Annotated in this window: 11 protein-coding genes; 6 read left to right on the top strand and 5 right to left on the bottom strand. The window is 67.9% G+C overall.

All coding sequences use genetic code 11. The annotated features are described in order from the left end of the window. Nucleotides 1-124 precede the first annotated feature (124 nt). A complete protein-coding gene (locus NV1_RS23725) occupies nt 125-433 on the top strand; it encodes a WXG100 family type VII secretion target (RefSeq protein WP_067895259.1) in 309 nt (102 codons plus the stop codon). Between the two features lie 15 nt (nt 434-448). Beyond that, nucleotides 449-1,105 carry a YbaB/EbfC family nucleoid-associated protein gene (locus NV1_RS23730; protein WP_067895262.1) on the top strand — a complete coding sequence of 219 codons (657 nt, stop codon included), beginning with the start codon at nt 449-451 and terminating at the stop codon, nt 1,103-1,105. Nucleotides 1,106-1,120: 15 nt separating this feature from the next. On the opposite strand, the gene NV1_RS23735 is transcribed toward NV1_RS23730, so the two are convergent. The 5 genes from NV1_RS23735 to NV1_RS23755 form a co-directional block, all read right to left on the bottom strand. Then, nucleotides 1,121-3,238: an amylo-alpha-1,6-glucosidase gene (locus NV1_RS23735; protein WP_067895477.1), complete on the bottom strand. Its 2,118-nt coding sequence runs from the start codon at nt 3,236-3,238 to the stop codon at nt 1,121-1,123. Between the two features lie 500 nt (nt 3,239-3,738). Further along, on the bottom strand, nt 3,739-6,099 hold the full coding sequence (gene secA2, locus NV1_RS23740) for an accessory Sec system translocase SecA2 (protein ID WP_218027199.1): 2,361 nt from the start codon (nt 6,097-6,099) through the stop codon (nt 3,739-3,741). A gap of 440 nt (nt 6,100-6,539) precedes the next feature. Then, nucleotides 6,540-7,199, bottom strand: a complete 660-nt coding sequence (locus NV1_RS23745; protein WP_084525691.1) for a helix-turn-helix domain-containing protein — start codon at nt 7,197-7,199, stop codon at nt 6,540-6,542. A 5-nt stretch (nt 7,200-7,204) separates the two neighbouring features. Then, entirely contained in the window at nt 7,205-7,654 is a 450-nt protein-coding gene (locus NV1_RS23750; RefSeq protein ID WP_067895265.1) for a VOC family protein, read from the bottom strand. A gap of 313 nt (nt 7,655-7,967) precedes the next feature. Continuing rightward, nucleotides 7,968-8,663, bottom strand: coding sequence for a siderophore-interacting protein (locus NV1_RS23755; RefSeq protein ID WP_084525692.1), 696 nt, complete (start codon nt 8,661-8,663; stop codon nt 7,968-7,970). 150 nt (nt 8,664-8,813) lie between these two features. Between NV1_RS23755 and NV1_RS23760 the strand changes: the two genes are divergently transcribed. The 4 genes from NV1_RS23760 (at nt 8,814) to NV1_RS23775 (ending at nt 14,914) form a co-directional block, all read left to right on the top strand. Continuing rightward, nucleotides 8,814-10,625 carry an ABC transporter ATP-binding protein gene (locus NV1_RS23760; RefSeq protein ID WP_067895271.1) on the top strand — a complete coding sequence of 604 codons (1,812 nt, stop codon included), beginning with the start codon at nt 8,814-8,816 and terminating at the stop codon, nt 10,623-10,625. Beyond that, nucleotides 10,622-12,385 carry an ABC transporter ATP-binding protein gene (locus NV1_RS23765; RefSeq protein WP_067895273.1) on the top strand — a complete coding sequence of 588 codons (1,764 nt, stop codon included), beginning with the start codon at nt 10,622-10,624 and terminating at the stop codon, nt 12,383-12,385. The genes NV1_RS23760 and NV1_RS23765 overlap by 4 nt, the downstream gene beginning before the upstream one ends. 331 nt (nt 12,386-12,716) lie before the next feature. Then, complete coding sequence (locus NV1_RS23770; RefSeq protein WP_067895276.1) at nt 12,717-14,132, top strand: cupin domain-containing protein; 1,416 nt, start codon at nt 12,717-12,719, stop codon at nt 14,130-14,132. 50 nt (nt 14,133-14,182) lie between these two features. Beyond that, on the top strand, nt 14,183-14,914 hold the full coding sequence (locus NV1_RS23775) for a YqcI/YcgG family protein (RefSeq protein WP_067895485.1): 732 nt from the start codon (nt 14,183-14,185) through the stop codon (nt 14,912-14,914). The last annotated feature ends 17 nt before the right edge of the window (nt 14,915-14,931 follow it).

Raw genomic sequence — 14,931 nt, forward strand, 5'->3', positions numbered from 1 at the left:
AACCCCTTGGACTACACGGTCTTTGGAATCGGCTTGCCGACGCCTCGGGCGGGCGGCTATCTTTGATTCGGAAACGCTATGTTCGAATGGCATTCGAGTACACGGGGTTCGGAGGGGGCCAGCCATGGGCAAAGTTCAGGTGGATCCGGAACTACTTCGGCAGGCTGCGGCGAAGACGCAGCACGTCAGCGATCGAATCACCAATGCGCTCACCACGTTGCAGTCCAAGGCCGACGGCCTGGGCTCACCCTGGGGTGAGGACGTGTACGGATACAAGTTCGCGGTGGAGAACGGTTATCTGGAAGCGCAGAAACAGCTGCACACCATCACCAACGGGTTGGCGGACCATTCCGGAAGTCACGCCGACGGTCAGCAGACCTCCGCGAAGTATCTCGACGACACCGACCAGGGCAACTCCGACGGCTTCCGATAGCGCGCAGCGGCAACGATGGCCAACGAATTCGCGAAGGCTCAACTGGCGGAGGTCAGGGCGGCCTTCCAGGATCAGCTCGCGCTGATCGCAGACCTGCAGTTTCGCCGCACCCAACTCACCGCGACGGGCACCGCACGCGGTAAACGGGTGACGGTGACCGTGAATGCCGACGGCACCGTGATCGAAACCAAGTTCAACGGCAGCGTCCGCGATCTCAGCTATGCCGACATCGCCCGAGCGGTGACCGCCGCGGCCCAGCAGGCCGCGGCGGAATTGGCTCGCAAGAGCAGCGAACTCATGGCGCCGCTGCAGGATATGCGCGGCCGCTTTCCGCAGGTGCACGAAATCGTCGAGGGTATGCCCGATCTGATCTCGCAGCGGCCCAGGGCTCCCGAAGTCTCACTGGCACCGCCGAACTCGCCGCAGCGCCGCGCCGGCACCGCGGACGACATTCCCTTGGAGAATGCGGAGCGCCTCCCCCGGCGCGACGACAGCGGCGTCACCGAGTCCGGCTGGGCACCCACGACAAGCTCGACGGCACACGCCCAGGCGGCCACCGGACCCGGCAGCGCGGCCCCCGAGACGGTCCCCGCCGCCGACCCACCGCCCGCGGGCTTCACCGAGGTCGAGGAGCCCGACCAGCGCGGTGGTGTCACCGAAACCGGCTGGTGACCAGGCGTCGCGCACTCAGTGGGTGATGAGTTTCCAATCCTGCGGAAGGTTCGACGAACGCACCTGATCGCCGTCGACCGCCAGGTCCAGCACCGTTCCACCCAGACGCAGATCGGTGAGTTCGACCCGTCCCCAGCGGGCCGGGACGTGCGGCAGGACGGTCAGAGTTCGATGGGGGACGTCGGGCTCGAGGCCGAGGAACGAGCGGACCAGCAGCAGCGGGGCCGCGCTCGCCCACGCCTGCGGCGAACAGGAGGTGGGATACGGCACCGGGGCGGGGAATCTGGATCGCGGGAAACCACAGAACAATTCGGGTAGTCGCCCACCGAAGGCCGACGCGGCGTCCAGCAGTCCGTCGGCGAGCCGGGTGGCCAGATCGATCGCGCCGGGAATGTGTCGATAGCGCAGCAGTCCGGCGACGGCGATGGCGGTGTCGTGCGGCCAGACCGAGCCGTTGTGGTAGCTCATCGGATTGAACGCGCCCATGCCCGAAGCCAGTGTGCGCAAACCGAATCCGCTGTCCATCTGCGGCGTGGACAGCTGTTCCACGATCCGCGCGGCGTGTTCGTCGGTCGCGATCCCCGACCACAGGCAGTGCCCGATATTACTGGTGAGCGAATCCACGCGGCGCTTGTGGCGATCCAGAGCTATTGCGTACCAACCTTTTTCGGGGATCCAGAAAGCCTCGGCGAATTTGCTGCGCAATTCGGCGGCCCGGTCGCGCAGGCGGGTCGCGGTCGCCGATTCGCCGAATTCCTCGGCCAATTCCGCCCGCGCGGTCAGTGCCGCGTAGGCGTAGCCCTGCACCTCACACAGAGCGATCGGCGTCGGCGCCAAATGCCCCGCGCTGTCGTTGATTCCGTCGAAACTGTCCTTCCAGCCCTGATTGGCCAGGCCGCGATCGGTGGCGCGCTGGTATTCCACGAAACCGTCGCCGTCGCGATCACCGAAATGCTCGATCCACTCCAGTGCGGCATCCGCGGCGGGCAGCAACGCCTGCACCGCCTCCAGATCCGCGCCCCAGCGCCGCACCTCGGCAAGCAGCATCACGAAAAGCGGTGTGGCGTCGACTGTTCCGTAATAGACCTCACCGCCGAGCACCTGACCGCTGGCGGGGCCGCGACGGATCTCGTGCATGATCCGGCCCGGCTCCTCCTCGGTCAGCGGATCCACCCGCTGCCCCTGCATCTCGGCCAGCTGCTGCATGGTGCCCAGCGCCAGGCCGACGTCCAGCGGCAACGCCATCCACGCGGTCAGCAGGCTGTCGCGGCCGAACAGGGTCATGAACCAGGGCGCACCCGCCGCGACGAAGGTGCGGCCCTCGCGGGTGTCGTCGTGGATGCGCAGCGCGCCCAGATCGCTCTCGGTGCGCTGCAGGACCGAGGTGAGCAGCGGATCACCCGCGGTGAGTTTCGTCGCGGTATCGCGCCACGCCTCGATCTTGCGACCGGGTTCGCTGGCCCCGTAGTGCTCGCCGGGCCGCACCGGCGGCCGGGCGCGTTGATTGGCCATCGTCGGCTGCGCGAGAATTTCGGTCCGCCAGCACCCGCCGGGCGGGACCACTACCCGCCAGGACAGCGAACCGGGCAGCACCTGCGGCAGTTCCGAGGAGGTGACGGCCAGCCCGCGGGCCCGATCGGCCCGATCGGTGAACACCAGTTCGTCATCGGTGACCAGGACGTCCGCGCGGCCGTGGACACCGCGACCCTCCTTGACCGCGAACAGATCCATGAAATCGCCCTCGGCGTGCAGTTCGAGCACGACGGCGGTGGGTTCGCGGCCGAGGTTCTCCAGCGTGACCGTCTCGCGCAGCCCCTCGGCGACCAACCGGTCGCGCACCACGAGCAGAGTGCTGTCGGCCGCACCGGCGCGCGGCGGGCGGCGCAGCACGAACCGCGCGGTGAACGCCTCCGGGCTCAGCACCGAGAGCGGTTCGGGCCGATGCCCGTCCACCCGCAGTTCCCAGCGGGACACCACCCGCGCGTCGCGATAGAACAGCCCGTGCGAGGTGCCGGGCTCGACATCGCCCACGCGATCGGACAGGCAGAACGTACTGCCCTCCACCAGCGTGATCGCACCACCTACACCGCCGAGCGTCGGGGGTTCCCCGGCATTGAGCGGGCCGGGGCTCACGCGCTCGTACCCGTCGGCTCGTCCGGCGACATCGTCACCGGTCTGTACATCATCGGCTCGATCGTCATCACCATTCCGGACGGTTCCTCCCATTGCACCGGGAACAGCTGGCATCGCGCTTCGGACACTCCGGCGTCGGCCGCATCGAACCAGGTGGTCGCGCTGTGGCCGGACCGACTCAGGTGAACAAGCGTAGCCGGTCGCGGCGAAACCCACGACTTGCCGCGTGACGAGCCGATAGCGTTCGGCACGCTCACCGTCACCGGCACGCGGCAGATCGGTGACCACTATCCGCGGCGCCGGAGTCGGTCCGCCGGCCGTACATCCCACCCGGTCGATCCGCATGTGGTTCCCGGACGGGGGCGACACTTCGACGCAGCGCGCGGTCACACCCTGGTCTCCCCGATCCGACCCGCGCCGCGTTCGATCGTCGGATCGCTGAAATCCCTTCTGCCCAAGGCAAATAACGCCGCCCCACGTACCGGCGGTGAGTGCGCGCCCTACTCCCGCAGACCCAGCGCGACCGCGCTCCGGCGCACCTTGCCGCCCACATAATCGGCGAAGCGCCGCTCATGTGATCCGAACGGGTTGTCGTTGATCAGATACGTCCAGGTGGAGGAGGGACCCTCGACTCCGGCCGATTCGAGATCCACGCCGTCGGCGGTGATTTCGGCCCGATCGAAGGCATCCGCGGCCCGGTCGTACACCGTGGCCAGGAAGGTGCCGAACTCCTCGACGGCGATGCGGTGGAATTCGTCGATCGGCGTCTCCCGGCCCAGGGCGCGCAGGTGGATGCCCTCGCGCACATCGGCGAGATAGGACAGGTGTTCGCTCCAGCGCCGATCGAGATGGTGCAGCACGATCAGCCGGGCGGCCTCGGCGGTGGCCGCCTCTCCCGCCTCCTTTTCGGAACTTTCGTAATGCTCGCCGCACAACTCCCGGATTCGCTCGGCGGCCAAGCCGTCTCGCAACACCCCTGCGCGATGCCGCAGCACCTCGTCGCGCTGAATCGTGATCAGGTGGTGGTAGCGCCAGGTGTTGCGGTGCGTCGCCAGATGTTCGCCCTCCGCGACCCGCTGGGCATGATCCATGGCGCGCTGCGCGTCAGCGTCGTGCACGCGGCCGTCCTCGTCGACCTTCCGGGGTTGCACCGGCCGGACGTGGTCCACCAGCACCTCGTCCTCGAGGCTGGTGAAGAACACCGAACTGCCCGGATCACCCTGCCGGCCGGCTCGCCCGCGCAACTGATCGTCCAGCCGCCCGGTGTGATAGCGGCCCGCGCCCACCACGCACAACCCGCCGAGCTCGGCAACCCGCTCATAATCCTCGCCGTCGACCGAGCCCAGCCGGATGTCGGTGCCGCGACCGGCCATCTGGGTGGAAATCGTCACGCGGCCGAATTCGCCTGCGCGCGCGATGATCCCAGCCTCCTCGGCGTCGTTCTTGGCGTTGAGCACCACACCGCCGATGCCCGCGTCGACCAGGGTGCGGGCGATCCGCTCGGATTCGGCCACACTCGCGGTGCCCAGCAGCACCGGACGGCCCTGCTCGTGCACCGAGCGCACATATTCCACGATGGCGTCGAATTTGGCGTCCTCGGTGTGGAACTGCCGATCGGGTTCGTCGGTGCGGATGCACGGTACGTTGGTCGGGATCGCGCCGGTCTCCAGCCGGTAGAACTCCGCGAGCTGATCGGCCACCGCCACGGCGGTACCGCTCATTCCGCACACGGTGCGGTACCGGCCGATCAGCGCCTGCACCAGAATCGAATCCAGAATCGTGCCGGTCGGCGTGGTGTCCAGACCCTCCTTGGCCTCCACCGCGGCGTGCAGTCCGTCCGGCCAGCGTTGCAACCGCGCGACCCGGCCGCGGGCGGCGTTGATCAACTCCACCTTGCCGTCGCGGACCAGATAGTCCACGTCACGGTGCAGCAGGGCGTGCGCGTGCAGGGCGAGCTGGATTCGGGTCAGCTGATCGGCTCCTTCGACGGTGTAGAGATCCACATCGCCGAGCAATCCCTGGACGCGGTCGATGCCGGCGTCGGTGAGAAAGACGTTGCGGCGGTCGCCGTCGACCTCGTAGTGCACCGCTTCGACCAGATCGCGCACGACGTGCGCGACATCGATGTCGGCGTGGCCGTGGTCGATCGCGCCCGCCAGCACCAGCGGTACCGTGGCCTCGTCGATCAGGACCGAGTCGGCCTCGTCCACGATCACCACGTCCGGATCGGGCAGCACGATCTCGGCGGGATCGGTGCACATCCGGTCGCGCAGGACGTCGAAGCCGACCTCGCTCACCGGCACATAGGTCACATCGCAGGCGTAGGCGTCCTTACGCTGCTGCGGATCGGTGTGCTGATCCACGAAGCCGACCGTCACGCCCAGCAGCCCGTACAGCTCGCCCATCCACTCCGCGTCGCGGCGGGCCAGGTAGTCGTTCACCGAGACCACGTGCACGCGGCGGCCGCGCAGTGCGAATCCGGCCGCGGCGAGCGCTCCCGCCAGGGTCTTTCCCTCGCCGGTGGCCATCTCGACGACGTATCCGCGCAGCAGCCCGACCACACCGAGCAACTGGGTGTCGAACGGACGCTCGTCCAGCGCCCGGCGCGCGGCCTCGCGTCCCAGCGCACAGATCCGCGCCAGCTCATCGGCCCCGAACGGCCGATCGGGCTCGGCGCGCACCTGCCGGGCCGCCTCGATCAAGCCTTCCGCGGACAGCTCCCGGAACTCGTCCTCGAGTTCGCCCGCCGCATCGACCACCGGCCGATACCGCAGCAGATCCGCACTGCCCGGCCGTTCGATGATCCGCCGCACCCGATCACCGATTCCCCGCAGCCACCCGCTTCCACGCTCGCCCGCCACCCGTACCTCCGTAGTCTCGGTCCGCAACCGACACTACTCACGTCCGCGCGCCCGCCGGTCCTGCCGGGGACCGCACGCGTTCGGAATCGCTCGAACCAGCCGCCCGCTGTCGCGCCACGGCGAGACGTGCGGGACGATCGGCCGCCCGCGGCACGAGGTCACCGGCATCGTCGGTGAATCGTGTCGCGCACGAACGCCGCCTCGCACGCACTGCCCGCCACCGGCAGACGAGCCCGCGGCGAACGCGAACGGCGCCGGACAACCGGCCCGGGCGGGGGTCCGTGGGACATCGCGACCGACACCGATCCCGTCGGCCCCCGACAGTCCAGACGAACCGAGATCACCTACAGCCTCACCACGATCGAGGGCCCGACGCACGCCTCTGTACACGTCGGCGGCACGAAATCACCTGCGCGCCAAGGTCCAGCCGGGATGTGGCCTCACCGATCGTCGCCTCTGGAGCGGGGGGTGCGGGTGTTGCCCGCGAGGGCGACGGTCCGGAGGAAGACGACCGGGTCGGTGCCGTGGTTGTGGTAGCTGTACGGGCGGTCGCTGCGGAGGCGGCCGGATTCGCCTGCCGCCATGGTCACTTCGACGTCGTCGGCGAGCACGCTGAGGTGGCCTCGGGTGACGTGGAAGAGTTCGAAGGAACCGAGCGGGTCGGGCAGGCCGCGGTAGCTGTCGCCGGGGGACAGCGTCCAGGACCACAGATCGGCGGTGCGCACGCCGGTCGTGGAGACCAGCAGGTGCGCCGAGCTGCCCGCGGGCGAGGTCCAGACCAGCGAATACCTTTCGGGCGGAACACGTTCCACGGCACTCTCGGCCGGTCCGGCAGCGCCGATCAGCTCGGTGAACTCGGTACCGAGGCTGCGGGCTATCCGGGTCACGGCGACGAGACTCGGGTTCGCCTGGCCGTGTTCGATCTGGGTGAGCAGCCGCCGGCTGACCCCGGACAGGTCGGCCAGATGCTGCACGGTCAGACCGCGATCGATCCGGGTGGCCCGGATGCGCTCGCCGACCCGGAGCAGGAAGTCGCGGGCGAGTACACCGTCACCGGTGGTGTCGTCCCCGCCCGCGATCTCGGCGGTGTCCTCGGCCATCGGGCTCAGACTGCGAAGAGCTGGTCGATGTTGCGGAACGCCTTGAACTCCAACGCGTTTCCGGACGGATCGAGAAAGAACATGGTCCACTGCTCGCCCGGCTCACCCGCGAACCGCACGTAGGGCTCGATCACGAAATCGGTGCCGGCCGCGCGCAGCCGCTCGGCCAATTCGCCGAACTCCTCGACGGACAGCACCAGACCGAAGTGCGGTACCGGAACCTGATGTCCGTCAACGGGATTGGTGCCGCGAACGGCCGCGTCGGGATCGCCGCCGACCTCGTGGGTGACGACCTGGTGGCCACGCACGTTCCAGTCGGTCCACTTCTCGTCGGAGCGGCCCCGGGGGAAGCCCAGCACATTTCCGTAGAACTCGCGAGCGACCTCGATGTCGAGGACCGGGATCGCGAGATGGAAGGGAGGAAGGGTGCCGGTTGTTCCGATTGCCTGACCCATGATGCGCAGATTAGTTCTCTTTCAATGCGCAGTCAATTGCTCATAATTGAGACCGGGACGAGCATACGCTTGTCCGCCGAGCCGGGCAGCACCGTGGCGATAGTGCTGCACGACCTGAATCTCGCGGTGCGCTACAGCGATCGGCAGCGGTTTTCATCCGAACACGAACGACGAGCCGGTAGCGGATCGGCCCCTCATCGCCGGTCCGCCACCGTCGCGCCCCGAGCCGATCACGCCGTTGATGGCGGGCCGAGCCCGTGTGGTGTCGCGGCCGTCCCGAGTAACGCGGTTCGAGCGGACGGCACTCGATCCCTCACAGACCGACCTTGCCGGTCGCCCAGTAGGGCTTGGTGGTGATCGCTTTGCGCGACAAACCGGTGCGGTCCAACAGGATTCGGCGTTGACGCTGGATCGACTGCGCGTGCCCGAACAGGGCGGCCGCGTCGTAACCGGCCTCGGTCGACGCGGTCGCTTCGAGCCAGTCGGCGACCGCGTCGCCGGGGATGGCCACGGCAGGGAGTACATCGATTCCGGGCAGCAGGCCCGCGAGGATCTCGCGATCCTCGGCGGGCACCTCGACCGCACCCGACGCCGTACCGTTCGCGTTCTGTCTCGCGGCGAGGCCGTGGATCGCGCCGACGGCGGATCCGTCACCCAGGTAAAGGTATCGATCACCGAGCCGCTTCGGCGCGGGCGTGTTCATCCCCAGCACGATCACCTCGTCGCCGGTGTTCAGCGCGGCGGCCCAGCGACTGCCGGGGCCGTCGACGCCCAGATGGAACAGCACCGAGATCGCCGTGCCCGCATCGTCCACGGTCATCACCGAGTAGTGACGGAAGGTGTTGCTGTCAATCCGGAATTGGACCTCCTGCCCTGCCTTCCAACCCGACTTCAGCGGCTCGACCCGCAGGTCGACGCGGCGGAAATTCGGCGAGACCCGCTCGACCGACGCGATACTCGCGCGATAGCCGAAAGATTTCTCGGTGAGGGTGGCCAGCAATCCGGGCATGGACGGCACGAGATTCCTCCTGGTGACCGGGCGTCGCTCCACGCCGCGATGTTTGAGTTAAGCTTAGCCTAACCAAAGAACGCGAACAGCGGTACGGCACCGTTGCCGCATTCCCGAGCTGCGACAACTCGTGACCACAAGGGAGTTTCCATGGTAGCCAACGACGTTGGACAGCGCGTCGCTACGTTGACAGCACAGGTACGCGGGCCCGTCACCGTCGCGGCAGTCGCCGAATCAGTGGCCGCCGCGCTCGCGGTGGTCCCGGTCATCGCCACGGTGAACATCGCCGGACTCGTCCTGGAGGGCGGCGCCTCGCACACACATCTGTGGGTCTGGGTACTCGTCGCGGCGGTCGCACTGGTGCTGGGTGCGCTGTGCAGTATCGCGTCCTCGATCGTCGCCCATCGCGCCGACGCCGACCTGGGCCTGTCACTGCGCATGCGGCTGGCCGGACACCTGGCCCGGCTCCCGCTGGGCTGGTACTCCTCCGACGCCGCGGGCAAGACCAAGGCCGTCGTTCAGGACGATGTCGCGGGTCTGCACGAGGAGGTCGCCCACCGCAAGCCGGAACTCGCCGGATCCGTGGTCGCCGGAATCGCCGTGGTCGTCTATCTGTTCGTGCTGGACTGGCGGCCGGCGCTGGCCGTGGTCGTCCTGGTCACCATCGCTCAACTGATCCGAAACTTCTTGACCCGCAAGATCATTCCCGCCTACGGGGCGGTGGCGGGCGCCTCGGCGCAGATGGGTTCGGCCGCGGTCGAGCTCGTCCAGGGCATCACGGTGTCCAAGGTGTTCCACCGCGCCGACGACACCGCGGGCACACCGGGGGCCGCCTACGGCGCACACGCGCGGTTCCGGCGCGCGGCCGCCGACTACGCCGACGCCGACGAGAGTCTGACCGACGACATCGCGACCCTGCGCGCATGCACCCGCGCCACCGTCGCGCCGGGCACGGTCGCGCTGATCGTGCTCGCCCTGGCGACGCTGCTGCTGGCGACGTGGGATGCCGAGCCGGTCAACATCATCGCGTTCCTGCTGCTGGGGCTGACGTTGTTCGACGTCACCACTCCGCTGTACCTGCACCTGATCCTGCCCAAGCTCGGTATCGGTGCGCCCATGCCGGACAAGGCACAGGCGATGGCCGAGCGCATCGGCCGGATCCTGGACGTCCCCGAGATGCACGAGCCCGCCGCGCCCGCGACACTGCCCGCGGCCGAAGGCGCCCGGCGGGTCTCGATGAGGAATGTGAGTTTCTCCTACGACGGGCAGCGCACGGTCCTGCGGAATCTGGATCTGGAACTCGCGCCGGGCACCATGACCGCGCTGGTCGGTCCCTCGGGTGCGGGCAAGTCCACCGTCGGTCAGCTGCTCGCACGGTTCTACGATCCGACCGAGGGCAGTGTCGAGATCGACGGCGTGCCGATCTCGACACTGGACGCCCAACGGCTCTACGGCACAGTGGGATTCGTCTTCCAGGACGTCGCGCTGCTGCGCGCGACCGTGCGGGACAACATCGCCCTCGCCCGCCCCGACGCCACCGCGCGGGATATCGAACGCGTTGCCCGAGCCGCCCAGATCCACGACCGCATCCTCGCGCTGCCGGACGGCTACGACACCGTCCTCGGCGAGGACGCCGCGCTGTCCGGCGGCGAACGTCAGCGCCTGAGCATCGCGCGGACGTTGCTGGCCGACACCCCGGTACTGGTCCTGGACGAGGCGACCGCCTACGCGGACCCGGAATCCGAAGCGGCGGTGCAGGATGCGCTCTCGGAGCTGGCTCGCGGACGCACCCTGCTGGTCATCGCGCACCGCCTGCACACGGTCGTGCACGCCGATCAGATCGCGGTGCTGGTGGACGGCGCGGTGGCCGAACGTGGCACCCATCGGGAATTGCTCGACGCCGCAGGCGAATACGCGAAACTGTGGCAGTTGCAGACCAGCACGATCGGAGCGCGCGCATGATCGCCCTTCTCGACAGGATCTTCAGCGAGGCCGCACGCCGGCGCGTCCGGCTGCTCATCGCCGCGAGCGCCGCAAACGCCGTCCTCGAGGGAGCCGCTGTGGCGCTGTGCGTTCCGGTGCTGCTCGCGCTGCTGCGCCGCGATGCCGGCACGGCCGGGTGGTGGCTGATCCCGCTCGCCGTCGTGGTCGCGGGCTACTGGGCGGTCAACGCCGTCATGGAACATCTCGGCACGCACGTGGCCGCGACGCTGCGGCGCGAATTGTTCGCCCGACTGGCCGACAAGATCATCGCGCTGCCGCTGGGCTGGTTCGACTCGACCAGCGCCGGATCGGTGACCGCGCTGGTCACCGGTGGCTCGCAGGCGCCGCTGGGAGTTGTGATGGCGCTCAGGACGATTGCCGAGACGGTGATCCCGCCCGCGATCGTGCTGGTGGTCCTGCTGTTCCTGAATTGGCCGGTGGCCGTGGCGGTACTGATCGTGCTCCCGCTGCTGTGGGCGCTGCAACGCGCCGTCGCCCGGCCGATCGCGCGGGCGGACGCGGACGAGGCCGCCGCGGTCGCGGAGGCCAATGCCCGGCTGATCGAGTTCTCGCAGACCCAGCCCGTGCTGCGCGCGAGCGGCCGCGAGGACCGGGGCCTGGGCGAGTTGTCCACAGCCCTGCACAACCGGTACACGACGACGAACAAGCAGATCCTGCGGGCCACGGCCGGGCTCAACGTCGGCGAGCTGAGCGTGCAGCTCGGCTTCGTGATCGTGCTCGCGGTCACGGTCGTGATCGGCAGCGGCGCCTGGCATGTGGGGCCGCCCGATCTCGCGCGGCTGATCACCGCGGCGGTCTTCGGCATCTGGGCGCTGCGCCCGATCGGCAAGATCTCCACGGCGCTGCTGATGCTCGGCGGTTCGGCCGCCGCACTGGGCCGCATCGATGCCCTGCTGTCGCATCCCGAACTGGCCGAACCGGAATCGTCGGTGAAGGCCGCGAGCACGGGGAACGCGATCGAACTGCGCGATGTGCGTTTCGGCTACCGCGAGGACGTCGATGTGCTCTCCGGGGTGAACATCGCCGTGCCCGCGGGCAGCACCACCGCACTGGTCGGCCCATCCGGTTCCGGTAAGACCACGATCGTGAACCTGGTGGCCCGGTTCTGGGACGCGAGTTCGGGCAGCGTGCGGGTCGACGGCGTGGACGTGCGGGACCTGCGCGGCGAGGACCTGATGGACCGAATCGCGTTGGTGCCGCAGGACGTCTACCTCTTCGACGACACCCTCGAGGCAAATATCCGCGTCGGCAAGCCGGACGCCACCGAGGCCGAGGTCCGCCGGGCCGCGAGTCTGGCCCAGGTCGATTCCATCGTCGAACGCCTGCCGCAGGGCTGGCAGAATCCGGTCGGCGCGGGCGGGAACATCCTGTCCGGCGGTGAGCGCCAACGGGTTTCGATCGCACGAGCGCTGCTCAAGGACGCACCGATCGTCCTGCTGGACGAGGCGTCCTCGGCCCTGGACGCCCGGAACGAGGCCGCGATCGCCGCGGCCCTGGGAGAACTGGGCCGGGGCCGGACGCTGCTCATCATCGCCCATCAGCTCTCCACCATCGCCGATGCCGATCACGTGGTCTACCTGCGGGGCGGTCAGGTTGTCGAATCCGGTTCGCACACCGAGCTTTTCGCCGCAGACGGCGAGTACGCCCGGTTCTGGCGCGAGCAACAGCGAGCCAGGTCGTGGCGGCTGCGCGGGAACGATCTTTACCTGAACAGGTGACCATTATAGGATTGCCTTACCTAAGTAAGACATCCGAGAGGTTCCCGACCGCACGGACCACCTCCTGGTTGCCGACCGAGTTCGACGGAGTATTCGCCAAGCTCTGACCTCGCCACACTGGCAGCGCCGCAACGATCTCGTCGTGGCGCCATCCCCGCATGCCCCGATGCGGTCACGTATTCGCCTGCGCCACAACAGTTTCCCTCGCGTGACAGCACGCAAGGTCTCGACGCCGACGCACCAAATTGTTAATGTAGCCTTGCCTCACTAAGGGTTCCCTTAGGCGGTTCGTTCCGTACTGGGTTCCTGTGACCGAAGGGATAGAGAGAACGTGGGCACTGTCCACCGGCCACTGCCGGACCTCCCAGACACCACCGATCCGAACGCCATCGTCGTCGCGTTCGCCTCGAATCCGGCATTCCGCGCCGCGGAATGGAGCGAACTCACCACGCCCGGCAACCCGTACCGCAGGCCGGTGCGGCCCGACGATCTGGCCTGGGTCAAGTACCACGACACGATGCCGCCGGAGCGCGCGCTGCGCCTGAGCGCCCTGCTCGGACATCGCATGCTGCGCAACATCTACGACCTCGAGTCCACCCTCATCGCGCCCGCCGACGGCGTCGATACGGTCGGCCGGGATCGCGCCGATTTCTACAGCCGGGAGAACCGGGTGCGGTCCGCGCTGGCGCGTCCGGTCCTGGAACGTCACCTGTTCGACTTCCTCGACGATGCCGCCGAGGGCGAGCAGACCTGTGCCGCGGACGCGCTGGAGCTGGTGCGAACCACCGCCCAGCGCCTGTCGCAAAGCTCTCCGGAGGCCGTGCGGCTGATCGAAAAGCTCACCGGCACAAGAGAAGCCGCCGTCTTCGTAACCATGCAGTACCACGGCTTCATCCCCGCCGTGCGCGAGGCGCTCGGCCGCACGGGCATCGGCGAATATCCGCGTCACCTCGACGGGCTGCAAACCGCACTGCTGGGCTCCTATCAGCGGTGGATCTCGCTCCGCGCCGCCTATCGCGACCTGCTGGCAGCCGCGAGCCTGTCGCAGACCCCGGGCGGGCACTGGCAACTGCTGCTGGGCACGTCCCTCGCGCGGGGCAATCATCTGCTGTCGCTGGCCGCCGATCCGGGTCGGCTGCCCGAACTCGTTGGCGCGGCAGCGTTTTCACATCTAGCCGGACAGCGTGACACCGCCGCGCTGCGGCCGATCCTCGAGCGCGGCTTGCCGGCGGAGACGAATTTCGCCGGATTCGACCTCGGCATCGGCTGGTCGGTCGACCTCGACGAATTCCTGCCCGGAGTCCTCGATGCCCTGGTGACTTCCTACGGCGAGGACGCACCGCACGCCTTCCGGCGCGGATTCGCCGCCGCGCAGCGGCTGCACGGATTGTGGCATCAGGATCTGGCCGCCCAGCTGAGCTGGGCCGATCAGATCGAACTGCATCAGGAGTACGCCGAGAAGATCGCCCACTACCTCGCGGACAACAACATCGTCGTCGATCTGGACACCTTCGTGGAGAGCGAGGAGGAGACCTCGACCACCCATGTGCACAACGAACATCGGCTGGTGATGATCGAGGAGGGACAGATGCACTTCTGGAACAACGCCACCCACAAGATCGAATTGTTCACCGGCGACAAGATTCTCATTCCGGTATCACGACTGCACGGCTCCACCGTGTTGTCCGGCGTGTGCACATATCACCAGCCCATCATTCCCGATGAGTTATTGCAGAAGATCATCTGATGGAGGGTGAAAGCGGTACCGGCCCAACCGAATCCGACCGTCTGCGCCGAATGACATTCGGCCCCCTGCCGGAATGGGGAATCAAGCACGGCACGGAGTTGCTGGACCTGATCAGCTTGCCCGAGAACGGTTTTCCGTGCACATTCGCGGTGCGTGGGGCGCTGACCGAGGGGTTGCGATTCGGATTCATCGACGAACTCTACGATCCCGGTGCAGGTGAAGAACTCCGCGTCGTTCTCCGGCGATATCTCGGGATATACCGGACCATCTCCCGCGAGACCTCGCTGATCGTCTTCTTCCGGACCAGGGAACCCGACGATACGTTGTCCGGGTACTACCGGACGTTCTGGGACATCCTGCAGGATCTGCACGACCGCGACCCCGTCCCGTGGCCCGAGAACATTCCGCCCGAGACCGATGATCCCATGTGGGAGTACGTCTTCGAGGGCACGCCGATGTTCGTGGTCTGCAGCAATCCGGCGCACGTCCGCCGCCGCAGCCGGTACAGCCCGATCTTCTACATCACCTTCCAACCGCAGTGGGTGTTCGAGAACATCAAACCCGACACCAGAGCTGGACAGTTGGCGCGCAAACGCATCCGCAAGAGATTGGTCGCATTCGACGACGGTCTCGAACCATCGTCGGTACTGGGTGATTACGGCGATCCGGACAACCGGGAATGGCGACAGTACTTCCTCCCCGACGACAACGAATCGGGCACGCCCACCGGCGGCTGCCCGTTCCTGCACCGCATGCGGCGGCAACCACGGTCTTCCGATTGAGCGGCTCATCGGATCGA

Source organism: Nocardia vaccinii NBRC 15922 (assembly GCF_001613305.1).
Lineage (GTDB): Bacteria > Actinomycetota > Actinomycetes > Mycobacteriales > Mycobacteriaceae > Nocardia > Nocardia vaccinii.

What these genes read in the sequence shown, in the direction of transcription:
- NV1_RS23725 (WP_067895259.1), top strand. Translation starts at nt 125, where the DNA reads ATGGGCAAAGTTCAGGTGGATCCGGAACTACTTCGGCAGGCTGCGGCG.
- NV1_RS23730 (WP_067895262.1), top strand. Translation starts at nt 449, where the DNA reads ATGGCCAACGAATTCGCGAAGGCTCAACTGGCGGAGGTCAGGGCGGCC.
- NV1_RS23745 (WP_084525691.1), bottom strand. Translation starts at nt 7,199, where the DNA reads ATGGCCGAGGACACCGCCGAGATCGCGGGCGGGGACGACACCACCGGT.
- NV1_RS23750 (WP_067895265.1), bottom strand. Translation starts at nt 7,654, where the DNA reads ATGGGTCAGGCAATCGGAACAACCGGCACCCTTCCTCCCTTCCATCTC.
- NV1_RS23755 (WP_084525692.1), bottom strand. Translation starts at nt 8,663, where the DNA reads ATGCCCGGATTGCTGGCCACCCTCACCGAGAAATCTTTCGGCTATCGC.
- NV1_RS23760 (WP_067895271.1), top strand. Translation starts at nt 8,814, where the DNA reads ATGGTAGCCAACGACGTTGGACAGCGCGTCGCTACGTTGACAGCACAG.
- NV1_RS23765 (WP_067895273.1), top strand. Translation starts at nt 10,622, where the DNA reads ATGATCGCCCTTCTCGACAGGATCTTCAGCGAGGCCGCACGCCGGCGC.
- NV1_RS23775 (WP_067895485.1), top strand. Translation starts at nt 14,183, where the DNA reads ATGACATTCGGCCCCCTGCCGGAATGGGGAATCAAGCACGGCACGGAG.